Source organism: Variovorax saccharolyticus, from assembly GCF_030316765.1.
GTDB classification, from domain to species: Bacteria; Pseudomonadota; Gammaproteobacteria; order Burkholderiales; family Burkholderiaceae_C; genus Variovorax; species Variovorax saccharolyticus.
This window is the reverse complement of the sequence record NZ_JASZYT010000006.1, coordinates 436134-452276: the sequence shown is the minus strand read 5'-3', so window position 1 is coordinate 452276 and position 16143 is coordinate 436134. Positions and strand designations below refer to the sequence as shown.

At 71.0% G+C, this 16143-nt stretch carries 14 protein-coding genes; 8 read left to right on the top strand and 6 right to left on the bottom strand.

The genetic code is table 11. The annotated features are described in order from the left end of the window. The first annotated feature begins 36 nt into the window (after positions 1-36). Positions 37-4398 carry a DEAD/DEAH box helicase gene (locus QTI45_RS20590; RefSeq protein WP_286655700.1) on the top strand — a complete coding sequence of 1454 codons (4362 nt, stop codon included), beginning with the start codon at positions 37-39 and terminating at the stop codon, positions 4396-4398. Between the two features lie 57 nt (positions 4399-4455). Here the strand turns inward: QTI45_RS20590 and ocd are convergent, their stop codons facing one another. Continuing rightward, positions 4456-5514, bottom strand: a complete 1059-nt coding sequence (ocd, locus tag QTI45_RS20585) for an ornithine cyclodeaminase (protein WP_286655699.1) — start codon at positions 5512-5514, stop codon at positions 4456-4458. A 134-nt stretch (positions 5515-5648) separates the two neighbouring features. Between ocd and QTI45_RS20580 the strand changes: the two genes are divergently transcribed. The 3 genes from QTI45_RS20580 (at position 5649) to QTI45_RS20570 (ending at position 7665) form a co-directional block, all read left to right on the top strand. Next, a complete protein-coding gene (locus QTI45_RS20580; RefSeq protein ID WP_286655721.1) occupies positions 5649-6068 on the top strand; it encodes an Lrp/AsnC family transcriptional regulator in 420 nt (139 codons plus the stop codon). A gap of 70 nt (positions 6069-6138) precedes the next feature. Further along, positions 6139-7149 carry an aldo/keto reductase gene (locus tag QTI45_RS20575; protein WP_286655698.1) on the top strand — a complete coding sequence of 337 codons (1011 nt, stop codon included), beginning with the start codon at positions 6139-6141 and terminating at the stop codon, positions 7147-7149. A 78-nt stretch (positions 7150-7227) separates the two neighbouring features. After that, positions 7228-7665, top strand: a complete 438-nt coding sequence (locus QTI45_RS20570) for a GFA family protein (RefSeq protein WP_444813297.1) — start codon at positions 7228-7230, stop codon at positions 7663-7665. A 75-nt stretch (positions 7666-7740) separates the two neighbouring features. Here QTI45_RS20570 and QTI45_RS20565 read toward each other — a convergent pair whose 3' ends face one another. Next, a complete protein-coding gene (locus QTI45_RS20565) occupies positions 7741-8739 on the bottom strand; it encodes a bile acid:sodium symporter family protein (protein ID WP_286655697.1) in 999 nt (332 codons plus the stop codon). A 70-nt stretch (positions 8740-8809) separates the two neighbouring features. Here QTI45_RS20565 and QTI45_RS20560 point away from each other — a divergent pair, with 70 nt between their 5' ends. Next, positions 8810-9703: a LysR family transcriptional regulator gene (locus tag QTI45_RS20560; RefSeq protein WP_286655696.1), complete on the top strand. Its 894-nt coding sequence runs from the start codon at positions 8810-8812 to the stop codon at positions 9701-9703. A gap of 11 nt (positions 9704-9714) precedes the next feature. Here QTI45_RS20560 and QTI45_RS20555 read toward each other — a convergent pair whose 3' ends face one another. Further along, positions 9715-10650 (bottom strand): LysR family transcriptional regulator, encoded by a 936-nt coding sequence (locus tag QTI45_RS20555; RefSeq protein WP_286655695.1) that lies wholly within the window; start codon positions 10648-10650, stop codon positions 9715-9717. A gap of 113 nt (positions 10651-10763) precedes the next feature. On the opposite strand from QTI45_RS20555, the gene QTI45_RS20550 reads away from it, so the two are divergent. Beyond that, entirely contained in the window at positions 10764-12194 is a 1431-nt protein-coding gene (locus QTI45_RS20550) for a M20 family metallopeptidase (RefSeq protein ID WP_286655694.1), read from the top strand. 19 nt (positions 12195-12213) lie between these two features. Next, complete coding sequence (locus QTI45_RS20545; protein WP_286655693.1) at positions 12214-13203, top strand: Bug family tripartite tricarboxylate transporter substrate binding protein; 990 nt, start codon at positions 12214-12216, stop codon at positions 13201-13203. A 21-nt stretch (positions 13204-13224) separates the two neighbouring features. Here the strand turns inward: QTI45_RS20545 and QTI45_RS20540 are convergent, their stop codons facing one another. Beyond that, positions 13225-14295, bottom strand: coding sequence for a pirin family protein (locus QTI45_RS20540; RefSeq protein ID WP_286655692.1), 1071 nt, complete (start codon positions 14293-14295; stop codon positions 13225-13227). 219 nt (positions 14296-14514) lie between these two features. On the opposite strand from QTI45_RS20540, the gene QTI45_RS20535 reads away from it, so the two are divergent. Further along, complete coding sequence (locus tag QTI45_RS20535; protein WP_286655691.1) at positions 14515-14802, top strand: hypothetical protein; 288 nt, start codon at positions 14515-14517, stop codon at positions 14800-14802. On the opposite strand, the gene QTI45_RS20530 is transcribed toward QTI45_RS20535, so the two are convergent. Continuing rightward, positions 14744-15223, bottom strand: coding sequence for an FKBP-type peptidyl-prolyl cis-trans isomerase (locus QTI45_RS20530; protein ID WP_286655690.1), 480 nt, complete (start codon positions 15221-15223; stop codon positions 14744-14746). The genes QTI45_RS20535 and QTI45_RS20530 overlap by 59 nt on opposite strands. Before the next feature lie 93 nt (positions 15224-15316). Next, positions 15317-16075: an SDR family oxidoreductase gene (locus QTI45_RS20525; protein WP_286655689.1), complete on the bottom strand. Its 759-nt coding sequence runs from the start codon at positions 16073-16075 to the stop codon at positions 15317-15319. Positions 16076-16143: the final 68 nt, after the last annotated feature.

The following is a 16143-nucleotide window of genomic DNA, read 5'->3' as shown; positions in this document are numbered from 1 at the left end:
GCCGCGCCTTGACATCGGGCCGCGCGGCCTGATCTCATGCACTTCGTGCACGCTGAATTCCACCCCGCCGTCTCCCGCTGGTTCGAAGCGACTTTCCCCGGGCCGACCGAAGCCCAGGCGGCCGCCTGGCCCGCGATCGCGGCTGGCCGCCATACGCTGATCGCGGCGCCGACCGGCTCCGGCAAGACGCTCACGGCCTTTCTCGCCGCGCTCGATGGCCTGGTGCGGCAGGGCCTGCAGCCGGGCGGCCTGCCCGACCAGACCACGGTGGTCTACGTCTCGCCCTTGAAGGCGCTGTCGAACGACATCGACCTCAACCTGCAGGCGCCGCTGGCCGGCATCCGCGCCGAACTCGCGAAGCTGGGCCTGCCCGATGTCGCGATCCGCACCGCGGTGCGCACCGGCGACACGCCGGCGCGTGAGCGTCAGCAGGCCCTGCGGCGACCGCCCCACGTGCTGGTCAGCACGCCCGAGTCGCTCTACGTGCTGCTCGGTTCTGTCTCGGGGCGCAAGATGCTCTCGACGGTGCGCACCGTGATCGTCGACGAGATCCATGCGGTCGTCGGCAGCAAGCGCGGCAGCCATCTGGCGCTGTCGCTCGAGCGCTTGCAGGCGCTGTGCGGGAGGCCGTTGACGCGCATCGGCGTGTCGGCGACGCAGAAGCCGATCGCCGAGATCGCGCGCTTCCTGGTCGGCGCCGGCGCCTTGGTCGATGGCGAGGCCGATTGCGCGATCATCGACATCGGCTACGCGAAACAGCGCGACCTCGCGCTCGAGCTGCCGCCGACGCCGCTCGCGGCCGTGCTGTCGAACGAGCAGTGGGAGCAGGTCCATGCGCGCATCGCGGGGCTGGTGCACGCGCACCGCAGCACGCTGCTGTTCGTCAACACGCGCCGCATGGCCGAGCGCGCGGCGCGGCAGCTCGGCGAGATCCTCGGCAAGGAGGCGGTCGCGGCCCATCATGGCAGCCTCGCGAAGGAAGCGCGCCTCGATGCCGAGCGGCGCCTGAAGCGGGGCGAGCTCAAGGTGCTGGTGGCTACGGCCTCGCTCGAGCTGGGCCTGGACATCGGCGATGTCGACCTGGTCTGCCAGCTCGGCTCGCCGCGTTCGATCGCGACCTTCCTGCAGCGCGCCGGGCGCTCGGGCCATGCGGTCGGCGGCGTGCCGAAGGCGCGCCTCTTTCCGCAGTCGCGCGACGAACTGGTCGAATGCGCGGCCCTGCTCGACTGCGTGCGCCGCGGCGAGCTCGATGCGCTGCATGTGCTGCCGGCGCCGCTCGACGTGCTGGCGCAGCAGATCGTGGCCGAGACCGCCTGCCGCGAATGCGGGGAAGACGAACTCTTCGCGCTGGTGCGGCGCGCCTGGCCCTACGCCGAGCTGAAGCGGGAGGACTTCGCGGCCGTGGTGCGCATGGTCTCCGAAGGCTTCACGACCCGCCAGGGCCCGCGCGCGGGCTATGTGCATCGAGATGCGGTGCATCACCTGCTGCGCGAGCGCCGGGGCGCACGCATGACCGCGCTGACTTCGGGCGGCACCATTCCCGAGGCCGGCGACTACACCGTGATGCTCGAACCGCAGGCGCACAAGATCGGCACGGTCCACGAGGACTTCGCGGTGGAGAGCCTGGCCGGCGACATCTTCCAGCTCGGCAACGCGAGCTATCGCATCCTGCGGATCGAGCCCGGCCGCGTGCGCGTGGAAGACGCCCATGGCGCCGCGCCCAACATCCCGTTCTGGCTCGGCGAGGCGCCGGGGCGCAGCGACGAGTTGTCGCTCGGCGTCTCGCGGCTGCGCGCCGGGATCGAGGAGGCGCTGGCCCTGCACGGCGTCGACGGTGCCGTCGAGCAGCTGGCGCGTGCGGTCGGGCTCGACACCGAGGCGGCGCGCCAGACCGTCGAGCACCTGGCGCGCGCGCTGCGCGTGCTCGGTGCGCTGCCGACTCAGCGGCGCATCGTGATGGAGCGCTTCTTCGACGCGTCGGGCGGCATGCAACTGGTGATCCACTCGCCCTTCGGCAGCCGGCTCAACCGGGCCTGGGGACTGGCGCTGCGCAAGCGCTTCTGCCGCCAGTTCAACTTCGAGCTGCAGGCCGCGGCGACCGAGGACGCGATCGTGCTGTCGCTGTCGACCAGCCACAGCTTCCCGCTCGAGGAGGTCGCGCGCTACCTGCATTCGGCCTCGGCCCTGGACGTGCTGGTGCAGGCGCTGCTCGATGCGCCGCTCTTCGGCGTGCGCTGGCGCTGGAACGCGACCACGGCGCTGGCGCTGCCGCGTTTCCAGGGCGGGCGAAAGGTCGCGCCGCAACTGCAGCGCATGAAGTCGGAGGATCTGCTCGCGGCCGTCTTTCCCGATCAGGTCGCATGCGCCGAGAACCTGGCGGGCGCGCGCGAAATTCCCGACCATCCGCTGGTCGCGCAGACCCTGCGCGACTGCCTCTACGAGGCCATGGATGCCGAGGGCTGGCTGCGGCTCCTGAAGAAGCTCGAGGCCGGCGAAGTCGAGCTGCTGGTGCGCGACCTGCCGGCGCCCTCGCCGCTCGCGGCCGAGGCGCTGAACGCGCGGCCCTATGCTTTCCTGGACGACGCGCCGATCGAGGAGCGCCGCACCCAGGCGGTCCAGAACCGGCGCTACGTCGACCCCGAAAGCGCCGACGACCTCGGCCAGCTCGACGCCGAAGCGATCGCCAGCGTGCGCCGGGAAGCCTGGCCGCAGCCGCGCCATGCCGACGAGATGCACGAGGCCCTGAACGGGCTCGGCGTGATCACCGACGAAGAGGCCTCGGCCCATGAAGGCTGGCGCGGCTGGCTGGAGGTGCTGGCAGGCGCGGGCCGGGCGAACCGGCTCGAGACGGAGGGTGGCGCGTCCGGCCACGGCCTGTGGGTGGCGGCGGAGCGCCTGGCCCAGCTTCGGGCGCTGTATCCCTCGGCCACCACGCCAGCGCCGATCGAGCCGCCGGCGGAGCCAGCCGCATCCGAAGCGGGCGGCGATGCCCTGCGCGAGCTGCTGCGATCGCGGCTCGGCGGGCTGGGCCCGGTCGCTGCGCCTCGGCTCGCGGTGCAGCTGCGGCTGGCGCCCGGCGAGATCGACGCCGCATTGGCGGCGCTGCAGACCGAAGGCTGCGTGCTGCAGGGCCGCTTCACGCCGGGCACCAGCGAAATCGAATGGTGCGAGCGCCATCTGCTGGCTCGCATCCATCGCTACACGCTGAAGCGGCTGCGACAGGAGATCGAGCCGGTCGAGCCGCGTGACTTCGCGCGCTTCCTGTTCGAGTGGCAGCACGTGGCGGCCGCGAGCCGTGTCAGCGGTCCCGACGCGCTGGCGGGCATCCTGGCGCAGCTCGAAGGCTACGAGGCGGCCGCTGGTGTCTGGGAGTCCGAGCTGCTGCCGGCTCGGGTCAAGGACTATGCGCCGGCCTGGCTCGACGAGCTGTGCACCGCCGGCCGCACGCTGTGGACGCGGCTGCGCCCGGCGGCGGTCGAGGGACGTGCCGCCGGCGGCAGCCTTTCCCTGCGGTCGGCGCCGATCCTGCTGCTGCCGCGCCGCTCGGCGGCGCTGTGGACCGGGCTCGCCCCGGCACCCGCGGGCGACGCCGAGCTCGGTTCGCGCGCACGGCGGGTCGCCGACTTCCTGTCCGGCCATGGCGCGTCCTTCTTCGACGAGATTGTGCAGGGCACGCGGCTCCTGGGCGCCGAGGTCGAAGACGCGCTGAGCGAGCTGGTCATGCGCGGACGCGCGCACTGCGACAGCTACGCCGGCCTGCGCGCCTTGCTGGTGCCGCCGTCCAAGCGCACTTCGGCGCACGGGCGACGGCAGCGGCGCACGGCGCTGTTCGGCATCGAGGACGCGGGGCGCTGGTCGATGGTCCGCGCGCGTGCGCCGGCGCCGTCCGAGCCGCCGGCACGAACCGCGCCCGAAGCCATCGAGCAGGTCGCGCGCATCCTGCTGCGCCGCTACGGCGTGGTCTGCTGGCGCCTGCTCGAGCGCGAGGCCGCATGGCTGCCGCCGTGGCGCGACCTGGTGCGTGCCTGGCGCCGGCTCGAGGCGCGCGGCGACATCCGCGGCGGACGCTTCATCGCCGCCGTCGCGGGCGAGCAGTTCGCCCTGCCCGAGGCGATCGGCCTGATGCGCGAGGTGCGGCGCCGGCCTCTGGATGGCGCGCTGGTCTGCCTGGCCGCAGCCGATCCTGCGAACCTGCTCGGCACCGTCATGCCGGGACCGAAGGCCGCGCGCGTGGCCGGTTCCCGCGTGCTGTACCGCGACGGCGTGCCGATCGCCAGCCAGGTGGCCGGCCAGGTCGAACTGCTGGAGGACCTCACGCCGGCGCAGGCGCAGGCGGCCCGGCAGGCCTTGTCGTCGGAACCGTGGTCGCGGCTGGCCGAGCTGATTGGGTCCTACTGAGACCTTGCGGGACAGACCAATAAACTGCGCAGCAGTTTTTGCTCTGTCCTCAACTGATCAGAGTGTTGCGACCAACTCGGCCCCCAGCCGCACAGGCTGCGCCCCCACCAGCCCATACAAGTCCTTGGGATCATCCATCGACGGCACCAGGTCCAGCGGCTCGCCGATGCCCAGCTCGCGCGCGGCGCCCTCGAGGAAGCGCAACGCCGCGAAATCCTCCAGCGCGAAGCCGACCGAGTCGAACAGCGTGACCTGCGCCGCATCCTCGCGCCCTGGATGCGCGCCGGCGAGCACGCGCCAGATCTCGGTGGCCGGGAAGTCGGCCGGCATCTGCTGCAGCTCGCCCTCGACGCGCGTCTGCGGCGCGTACTCCACGAACACCGAGGCCCGACGCAGGACCTCGGCATGCAGCTCGGTCTTGCCGGGGCAGTCGCCGCCGACGGCGTTCAGGTGCATGCCGGGCTCGATCATGTCGGGCGCCAGGATCACCGCCCGCTGCTTGTCGGCCGTGAGCGTGGTGACGATGTCGGCGCCGCGCACTGCCTCCCGGGTGCTCGTGCAGACATCCGGTTCCAGGCCTTCGCCGCGCAGGTTGCGCACCAGCTTGGCGGTGGCCCGCGGGTCGGTGTCGAACAGCCGCAAACGACGGATGCCGAGCAGGTCGCGAAAGGCGAGCGCCTGGAACTCGCTCTGCGCGCCATTGCCGATCAGCGCCATCGTGCGGCTGTCGCGGCGCGCCAACGCGCGCGCTGCCAGCGCGGACATCGCGGCGGTGCGGATCGCGGTCGCCAGGCTCAGCTCGGCCAGCAGCAGCGGCGCTCCGGTCGCGACATCGGCCAGCACGCCGAAGGCCATCACGGTCGGCAGCCCGAAGCGCGTGTTCTTCGGATGGCCGTTGACGTACTTGAAGGCGTAGCGTGTGCCATCGGACACCGGCATCAGCTCGATGACGCCCTCGCGCGAGTGGCTGGCGCTGCGGGACGTCTTGTCGAACTCGGGCCAGCGCAAAAAGTCCTGCTCGATGCGCGCCGCGATCCCCGAGAAGCAGGCCGACAGGCCCTTGCGGGCCACGATGCGCGCGACGTCGCGCGCGCCGAGGTGAAGAGTGCTGGCCATGAAGGATGCTCCCGGTCCGTCAACAAAGTCTGGTCTTGACTCTGCGACTGTTCGGGGACAGAAAGAAGTGTCAACATTGCTGGCAATATGAGCCGCCATGTGGCGAATCGACAGGGTTTCTTGACGATATGGACATCGATGCGCTCGACCAGCGCCTGATCGCTCTGCTGCGCCACGACGCCCGGCTGCCGGTGGCGGCGCTGGCGCAAAAGCTCGCCGTGTCGCGCGGCACGGTGACCAACCGGCTGCGCAAGCTGGAAGACGGCGGCGTCATCGTCGGCTATGCGGTGCAACTGCGGCCCGAATCGCGCTCGGACGAGATTCGCGCCTGGATGGGCATCCTGGTCGAAGGCAACCAGACCCGCACCGTGATCGCAAACCTGCTCGGCGAGCCCGGCGTCGCCGCGCTGCACGACACCAACGGCCGCTGGGACCTGCTGGCCGAGCTGCGCGCCGCGTCGATGGCCGAGCTGTCGCAGGTGCTCGAGCGGATCCGGCTGCTGAAGGGGATCCGCAGCACCGAGACCAGCATCCATCTGGCCACCTACCGCTGAGGCGGCGCCAGCGCGATTCCGCCCGGCTGGCTAAGATTCTCGACCGCCCAGCTGCACTCGGAGTCTTTCGATGACCGTCCCCACCACCCGCCTCGGCCGCACCGGCCTCACCGTGTCGCGGCTCGCGCTCGGCACCATGACCTTCGGCCTGCAGACCGACGAGGCGGTGTCGCACCAGATCCTCGACCGCGCCGCCGAGGGCGGCATCAACTTCCTCGACACCGCGGATGTCTATCCGCTCGGCGGGACCATCGACACCGCCGGCCGGACCGAGGAGATCGTCGGCCGCTGGCTGCGCGCCAAGGGCGCCAGCCGTCGCGGCGATTTCATCGTCGCCACCAAGGCGGTCGGCAAGGTCGGCCCCCATGCCTGGGACCAGGGCGCCTCGCGCAAGCACCTGCTCGACGCCATCGATGCCTCGCTCAAGCGGCTGCAGACCGACCACGTCGATCTCTACCAGCTGCACTCCGACGACCGCGACACGCCGCTCGACGAAAGCCTGGAAGCACTCGATGTGATCGTCCGCTCGGGCCGCGCGCGCTACATCGGCGTCTCCAATTTCCTGGCCTACCGGCTGGCCCGCGCGATCGGCCGCGCCGAGCTGCACAGGCTCACGCGGCTGGTGTGCGTGCAGCCGCGCTACAGCCTGCTGTTCCGCGAGATCGAGCGCGAACTGCTGCCGCTGGCGGGCGAGGAAGGGCTGGGCGTGATCCCCTACAACCCGCTCGCGGGCGGCTTGCTGACCGGCAAGTACAAGCCCGAGGCCAAGCCCGAGCAGAACACGCGCTTCACGCTCGGCACCGCCGGCGGCATGTACCAGGACCGCTACTGGAACGAGCGCAGCTTCGGCACCGTCGCCCAGCTGCACAAGCTGGCCGACGAAGCCGGCGTGCCGCTGGCGACGCTGGCGGTGGCGTGGGTGATGGCCAACCCGCTGATCACCGCGCCGCTGCTGGGCGCCAGCCGGCCCGATCAGCTCGATGCGACTCTGGCCGCGGCCGAGTACAAGCTGGATGCCGGACTCAAGCAGAAACTCGACGAACTCACTGCCGAGTACCGCAAGGGCGACGCTCCAAGGTAGCTTGCCGACGTGTGGTTGTCGCCGATCGTCCGCTCAACGATTCGCACTCATTCTTCGTTCGCCGCTCCAGGAGGTCTTGTGGCTCTTCGCGCCAGCTGCCTGTGCCAAGGCATCGCTCTCGAGATTCACGGTCCCGTTCACAACATGCTGTTCTGTCACTGCTCGATGTGCCGCAAGGCGCATGGCACGGCGTTCAGGGCGCGAGGCCGCGTCAGAACCGCCGATCTTCGATGGACGCGTGGCGAGGATCTGATGCGGTTCTACGAGTCCTCGCCGGGCGAACATCGAGGCTTCTGTTCAGTCTGTGGCTCCAACATCTTCACCAAGTTCGATGCCCGGCCGCAAGAATTGGGTCTTGCGCTCGGAATCCTGGACGACGATCCCGGTGGCCGCCCCGCGTGCCACCTGTTCGTGGGCTCGAAGGCACCGTGGTACGAGATCTCAGACGCACTGCCGCAGCATGAGGCGTTTCCTCCTGGCTACGCGCCATCTCCGGCCGAATCAGGTGATGCCTGACCGCAAGGAAAGTTGCTCGCCCGTTCGGAGGGAGGCCATGGGCAACCGCCGTGGCTTCTTGGGCGGGCGTGCTGGTCAGGCCGGGGCGTTTGCCGGTTTGGCCTCGATAGACCTGGGCCGGCGCGCCCAGCGCTGCGCCAGCACCGCGCAGACCATCAGCTGCATCTGGTGGAACAGCATCAGCGGCAGCACGATGGCGCCGACCGCGTGCGAGGCGAACAGCACCTTGGCCATCGGAATGCCGCTGGCGAGGCTCTTCTTCGAGCCGCAGAAGACGATCGTGATGCCGTCGGCGCGGTCGAAGCCGAGGGCCCGGCTGGCGCGGGTCGTGATGCAGAGCGCCAGGACCAGCAGCACGGCGCAGACCAGCAGCAGGCCGGCCAGCGCGGACATCGGCACCTGCTTCCACAGGCCTTCGATCACGGCCGCGCTGAAGGCGGTGTAGACCACCAGCAGGATCGAGCCGCGATCGACCAGCGTCAGCATCGAGGCGCGGCGCTGGATCCAGCCGCCGATCCAGCGCCGCAGCAGGTGGCCGGCGACGAAGGGCGCCATCAGCTGCAGCAGGATGCGGCCGATGGCGTCGAGCGATGCGCCGGCGGCCCCGTGATGCACCACGATCAGGTTGACCAGCAGGGGCGTCACGAAGACGCCGAGCAAGGTCGAGGCGGAGGCGCTGCAGACTGCGGCCGGGATGTTGCCGCGCGCCATCGAGGTGAAGGCGATGGCCGACTGCACCGTGGCCGGCAGCACGCACAGGAACAGCACGCCGGTGTAGAGCTCGGGCGTGATCAGCGGCGCCAGCACCGGCTTGAGCGCCAGGCCCAGCAGCGGAAACATCGCGAAGGTGGCGCCGAACACCAGCAGGTGCAGCCGCCAGTGCGTGATGCCGCCCATGACCGCCTCGCGCGACAGCTTGGCGCCGTGCAGGAAGAACAGCAGGCCGATGGCGACCGTGGTCAGCCGCTCGAAGAAATGGGCCGTGGCGCCGCCCGCCGGCCACAGGCTGGCCAGCGTGACGGTGGCGACCAGGGCCAGCGTGAAGTTGTCGGGGAGATAGCGTGAACGAGACATGGTCCCGATTGGACCGCGACCGGATTCAAAAGAGAAATGGATTTATCGGATAGATATATGATTGCAACGCATGAATGTGACTCTGCGCCAGCTGCGCGTCTTCCGCGCCATCGCCGATGCCCGCAACTTCAGCCGGGCCGGCGACCAGGTCGGCCTGTCGCAGCCGGCGGTCAGCCGCTCGATCCATGAACTCGAAGGCCAGCTGGGCTTGAAGCTGCTCGACCGCACCACGCGCGAGGTGGTGCTGACCGACGCCGGCCAGTCGCTGGCGCTGCGGCTGGCCCGGATGCTCGACGAGCTCGACCAGTCGCTGGCCGAGGTCCACAGCATGGCGGGCGCGCGGCGCGGCAAGGTGCGGGTGGCCGCCAGTCCGACGCTCTCGGCCAACCTGATGCCGGCCTGCATCGCCGAATGTGCGCAGCGCGAACCCGAGATCGAGTTCGTGCTGCTCGACCGCATCCAGCAGGACGCGCTGGACAGCGTGCGTGCCGGCGAGGTCGACTTCGGCGTGGTGGTCGAGCCGCCCGATGCCGATGACCTGCACTGCGAGGCCATCCTCCACGACCCGTTCTGCCTGGTGCTGCCGCCGGACCACCGGCTGGCGGCCAGGCGTTCGCTGCGCTGGTCGGCGCTCGAGGGCGAGGCCCTGGTGCTGCTCGACCATTCCTCGGGCAGCCGGCGCCTGATCGACGAGGCCCTGGCCCGGCACGGCGTGCGTTGCGATGTGCGCCAACAGGTGGGCCATCCGACCACCGCCTTCCGCATGGTCGAGCGGGGCATCGGCATCAGCGTGATGCCGGCGCTGGCGGCGCCGCCGAGCGGCTTGGCGAAGCTGGTCATGCGGCCGCTGCTGCCGCGCGTGCAGCGTTCGATCATGCTGGCGCACCGGCGCAACCGGGCGCCGGCGCCGCTGGCGCAGCGGGTCTGGGCGCTGATCCGCGAAGTCGCGGCGCGACAGGCCTGAGGGCGGCGCCCTCAGGGCGCCCTGGCGCGACCGAGCCGGCGCCGGCTCGCCTGGGTGATGGCGCGCACCAGGTGCTGCACGAAGGCCTGCACCGGCGGCGTCAGCGTGCGCCCTTCGAGCGAGAGCAGCTGCAGCCGGCGCTGCTGCAGCGGCGCATCGGCGAAGGGCCGCGCCACCACCTGGCCCTCGTTGATCAGGTGCATCACGGTCAGGTGGCCCGAGAGCAGCACGTCGGGCGTGCGCAGCAGCGGCAGCTGCGCCGACGAGAAATTGCTGACGAAGGCCGGCCGGTACTGCAGCCCCAGCACGCTGCAGGCCTGGTCGAACAGCTGGCGCGTGGTGACGCCCTTGCTGCCGACGATCAGCGGATAGCGCACCACCTCGGCCACCTGCAACAGGCGCTGGCGCGCCAGTGGATGGTCCGGGCGCATCACCGCGTGCACCGGCGCCGGCGCGGCGTGCTCGATCTTCAGGCCGGGCTCGGGCGCCACGACGTACTTGAGCACCAGGTCGGTCTCGCCGCGCGCCAGCAGCAGGCTCACCTCGTCGGGCGAGCCCACGTGCAGCTCGATCCGGCTGCCGGGATTCGCGTCCCTGAAGCCGCCCACCACCCCCGGCATGAAGTGGGAGGCGAAGCCCTCGGTGCAGGCCATGCGAACGCGGCCGGCCTGCTGGCCGCCGAGGTCGCGGACCTGCTCGATCACCTGCTCGGCGTCGAGCACCGCGTTGTGCAGATGCGCCGACAGCTGCCGGCCCGCGGCGGTGAGCGACATGCCGCGCGCGTGCCGCTCGAACAGCGGTGTGCCCAGGGCATCTTCCAGCTTGGCGATCTGGCGGCTGACCGCCGACGGCGCGACGAACAGCCGCGCCGCGGCCTGGTTGACCGAGCCGCTGCGCGCCACCTCGAGGAAGTGGCGCATCGGGATGCTGAGCAGGGAGGGTGTCATGGCAACTTCGAGTATTGCCTCAAAGGCAATGGGAGTGTGCCAAATCGGTAATGGAAGCAAAGCCTTCCAGGCCTTGTACTTGCGTCTCTCCCACGACACGCGAAGCACCATCCATGACCACACGAACCGACGCCCTGGCCGCCGCCGCCGCCTATTTCGACGACGGCGCCTTCTTCGCCGACCTGCAGCGCCGCATCGCCTTTCGCACCGAGAGCGACACCGGCGCCGCCACCCCGGCCCTCGAGGCCTACCTGCGCGACGAGCTGATACCGCCGCTCGAGGCGCTCGGCTTCGCCTGCGAAGTGATCGCCAATCCGGTGGTCGGCGGCGGCCCCTTCCTGATCGCGCGGCGCATCGAGGGCGCCACGCTGCCCACGCTGCTGAGCTACGGCCACGGCGACGTGGTCAGCGGCCAGGACCCGCACTGGGCCGAGGGGCTCGGGCCCTGGTTGCTGACCGTGCGCGGCGATCGCTGGTACGGCCGCGGCACGGCCGACAACAAGGGCCAGCATTCGATCAATCTCGGCGGTCTCGCTGCCGCGCTGCGCGCCCGCGGCGGCCGGCTGGGTTTCAACCTGACCTGGCTGATCGAGATGGGCGAGGAGGCCGCGTCGCCCGGCCTCCAGGCGGTGTGCGAGCAGCAGCGCGACAAGCTGCGCGCCGACCTGCTGATCGCCTGCGACGGGCCGCGCGTGAACGCCGGCCGGCCGACGCTCTTCCTGGGCTCGCGCGGCGCGGTCAATTTCAGCCTGCGCCTGCGGGCCCGGCCGCGCGGCTACCACTCGGGCAACTGGGGCGGCGTGCTGGCCAACCCGGCGACCGTGCTGAGCCATGCGGTGGCGTCGCTCGCGGACCCGAAGGGCCGCATCCTGGTGGACGCGCTGCGTCCGCCGCCCATCCCGCAGGCGGTGCGCTCGGCGCTGGCCGACATCGCCATCGGCGGCGACGCCGAGGATCCGGCCCTGGATGCCGGCTGGGGCGAGCCGGGGCTGAGTCCGGCCGAGCGCCTGATGGCCTGGAACACGATCGAGGTGCTGGCGCTCGGCGCCGGCTCGGCCGAGCGGCCGGTCAACGCGATCCCGGGCGCGGCGGTGGCCCACTGCCAGTTGCGCTTCGTGGTCGGTACGCCCTGGCAGGATCTCGCGCAGATCGTGCGTGCGCACCTGGATGCGCGCGGCTTCGGGCAGGTCGAGGTCGAGGTCACGCTGGCCGGCGCCGCGACCCGGCTCGATGTAGAGAACCCGTGGGTCGAGTGGGCCCAGCGCTCGATCGCCGGCAGCTGCGGACAGCGCGCGGACCTGCTGCCGAATCTCGCGGGCTCGCTGCCCAACGACGTCTTCGCCGGCCTCCTGGGCCTGCCGACGCTGTGGGTGCCGCACTCGTACCCGGCCTGCGCGCAGCACGCGCCCAACGAACACCTGCTGGCGCCGCTGGCCCGCGAGGGCCTGCAGATCATGGCCGGCCTGTACTGGGACCTCGGCGAACCCGGCCGGGCGCCCTGGCAGGCCGGTGCCCTGGCGCCGGCTTCGCTCGCTTCCCACTGACCTCTTTCCATCCTCCTCCATGAACGCAACCATCTCCCGCCGCGGCCTGTCCGCGCTCGCCCTCGCCGCCACCGCCGCCGCTTTCGCCCTGCCGGGCCGGGCCCAGGACGCCTGGCCCGCCAAGTCCGTGAAACTGGTCGTGCCCTTCCCGCCCGGCGGCGGCACCGACCTCGTGGCGCGCGCCATGGGCCAGAAGCTGGCCGAACGGCTCAGGCAGCCGGTGGTGATCGACAACAAGCCCGGCGCCTCGACCATCATCGGCACCGACGCGGTGGCCAAGGCAGCGCCCGACGGCTACACGCTGCTGCTGTCGGGCTCGACCAGCTACAGCGTCAACGCGGCCCTGCGCGCCAAGCTGCCCTACGACCCGGTGCACGACCTGGCACCGATCGCCATCGTCGCGCGCACGCCCCTGGTGCTGGTGGTCAACGCCAATGCGCCCTGGCGCTCGGTCGCCGAACTGGTGGGCGCGGCCAAGGCCAGGCCCAGGGGCATCCGCTATGCGACTTTCGGCTCCGGCTCCGGACCGCACCTGGCCGGCGAACTGCTCGCGCTGGCGGCCGGCGTCCAGTTGCAGGACGTGCCGTACAAGGGCAGCAGCCAGAGCGCGATCGCGCTCATTGGCGGCGAGATCGAGATGGGCATCGACACCGTGGCATCGGTGGCGCCGCACGTGCGCTCCGGCAAGCTGCGCGCGCTCGGCATCGTCGGCGCCACGCGCTCGAGCCTGCTGCCCGAGGTGCCGACCCTGGCCGAGCTGAAGCTGCCCGAAGCGACCTTCGATGCCTGGTACGGCTTCGCCGCGCCGGCCCGGACGCCGCAGCCGGTGATCGACCGGCTGGTGCGCGATGTCGGCGCGACGATGGCCGATCCCGCGCTGCAGGCCCAGCTCCGCGCCCAGGGCATGGAGCCCGTGATGATCGGCGCGGCCGCCTTCCGCAGCCAGATGGAGAGCGAAATCTCCCGCTACCGGGCACTGGCGCACCGCGCCGGGATCGCGCCGGAGTAAGGCCGCCGCCCGGAACTGCCGTCAGCTGGCCGCGGGCTGATCCTGCGGTCGTTCTTCGCGCCCGTCCGGATGGCGCGCGAAGCGGGCCGGGTCGCGTCCGTGCACCGGCGCAGGATCGGCCCAGGGCCAGCCGCCGAACTGGGTGCGGCGGTAGTCGGCCATGGTCTGCGCGATCTCGGCCTGGCTGTTCATCACGAAGGGGCCGTACTGGACCACCGGCTCGCCGATCGGCCGGCCCTGGAGCACCAGGAACTCGCCGACCTCGTCGCCGTTGACCAGCTCGACCGCCATGCCGGCGCGCAGTTCGATGGCCGCGTGGCCGTCGATCCGCTCACCGGCGACCGCCACCGAACGGCCCTTGAAGAAGTAGAGGCTGCGGCGCGTGCCCTCGCCCGTGGCCGCGGGCAGCGTCCAGCGCGCATGGGGCTCCATGCGGAGGGTCCAGATCGCGACGTCGGCGTCGGCCTGCGCGGCCCACGAGTCGGGCGGCGGTGCCAGCGGCCCGCCGGCGCCCGGCGCGCCGTCGATCGGCGCGATCCGGCCCGCGACGCTCGCCACCTCGGTCTTGCGGCCCTCGCCATCCGTGGCCGTGAAGCGCGGGATGTCGTCGGCCCAGAACATCGTGAAATGCGCATCGACCATCTTGTTGCGGGCCGGCAGGTTGAGCCAGATCTGGAACAGCTCGAGCGGATTGGCGGCATCGGCGTTCAGCAGCGGGAACATCTCCGAGTGCACGATGCCCTTGCCGGCGGTGAGCCACTGGACGTCGCCGCCGCCGAAGCGGGCCGCCGCGCCGAGCGAATCCGAGTGGTCGACCAGGCCCTTGCGCACGATGGTCACGGTCTCGAAGCCGCGGTGCGGATGTCCCGGGAAGCCCGGCACCGGGTCGCCGTGGTACATGCTCCAGCCGTCCCGGCGGCTGAAGTCCTGGCCCAGGTCGCGGCCCGCGAGCGGGGCGTCCGGGCCCATCTGCGCGTTGGCGCGCGGGTAGGCGTCGTCGTGGTAGGCGCAGAACAGGAAGGGATCGATCGTTTCCCAGGGGAAGCCGAGGGCCTTGATCTGGACGATGGGACTGGCAGCGGGGGTGGTCATGCGGCGCTTTCGTGGGGTCTGTCGATGGGGCGAATCTGCCAGATGGGGTCGGCGGCGCCGCCCGAAAAGGCCCGGCGCTGCAACACAGTGGCGCGGCCGATGGGACGCCGCCGCAGGCGCCGACGCCGAATCCGGGACAACCCGGGATTTCGGCCTACACCGCGCCGGTCGGTCGATCCACACAATCGCCGGCTTGTCCCACCTCGACGAGAACCAGCGATGGATGCTTCATTCGACGCGGAAGTGAGCACCCTCCGGACTGTCGCCGCCACGGCAGGCGGCACCCGCGCGCTGGCTCACGACCGGATCGTCGCCGAATTCCGCAAGCAGCTGCAGGGCGAAGGCCCGGGCCCGACCGAGGCCGACCTGCAGAGCTTCGCCCGCCTGGTCCTGGTCGAGACCGCCCTGCTCGAGGAACTCGGCGCCGCCGAGCGCCTGCAGTCGGGCTTCAGTGATGGTGCCCGTGCTCGCCATGCACATGGCGATGGGCGATCTCCTCCTCGGTAGCGGCGCGCACGCCGGTCACGGTCAGGCTGAATTTCAGCGCCTTGCCGGCCAGCGGGTGGTTGCCGTCGAGGATCACTTGCGGGCCCTTGATCTTCATCACGGTGAAGACCTGCGGCTCGCCCTGGTCGTTGCGGCCCTCGAGCTGGCCGCCGACCTTGACGCCGGGCGGGAACTCGCTCTTGGGGATGGTGCGCACCAGCGATTCGTCGCGCGCGCCGAAGGCATCCTCGGGCTGCAGGTTCAGCGTCGCCTGGAAGCCGGTTTCCTTGCCTTCCAGCGCGGCCTCGATCTTCGGGAAGGTGTTGTCGTAGCCGCCGTGCAGATAGACCATCGGGGCGCGGCCCTCGTCGATCGGCTTCTGGGTGGCGGCATCGGTCACCTTGTAACGCAGGGTGACGGCGGAGTCTTTTTGAATCTTCATGCTGGTTCGAAATGGGCGCTGTGATCGTCGGGCAGCATAAAGGAAGGACGGCGGGGCCGCGCGACCGGCCGGCGCAGGCCCGCCGTCCCGGCGTCAGAACTCCTGCGACACCGGCCGCAGGACGATCTCGTTGATGTCGACGTTCGCCGGCTGCTCCAGCGCGTAGACGATCGCCCGCGCCACCGAATCCGCCGGGATCTGGTTGGCGTCGTAGAAGGCCTTGACGCCGGCCGCGCTCTCGGGGTCGCTGCTGCCGAACTGCAGCTCGGACTCCACCGCGCCCGGCGAGACGATGGTCACGCGGATGCCGTCGCCGGCCTCGGCGCGCAGGCCTTCCGAGATCGCGCGCACCGCGAACTTGGTCGCGCTGTACACGGTGCCGATGGGCGTGAACACCTTCAGGCCGGCGACCGACGCGATGTTGACGATGTGGCCGCTGCCCTGCGCCTTCATCTGCGGCAGCACGGCGGCAATGCCGTAGAGCACGCCCTTGATGTTGACGTCGATGGTGCGGTCCCACTCGTCGACCCGGAGCTTGTCGATCGGCGACAGCGGCATCACGCCGGCGTTGTTGACCAGCACGTCGATGCGGCCGAAGGCCTCGACGGCCGCTGCCGCCAGGCGCTCGAGGTCCTCGCGCCTGGACACGTCGGTGGCCACGGCGATGGCCTCGCCACCGGCCTCGCGGATCTCGGCGACCAGCTGGTGGAGCCGGTCGGCGCGCCGGGCCGCGAGGACGACCCGGGCGCCGCGCGCAGCCAGGTGCCGGGCGGCGGATTCGCCGAGCCCGCTGCTGGCGCCTGTGATGATTGCCACCTTGCCGGCGATGAGGTTCTGGATGCTTGCTGTCATGGCATTTCCTTGGACTGGGTTGAAGGGATGCCTGCAGTGTGGAAAATCCGCGTGTTTCCGTAAATGGA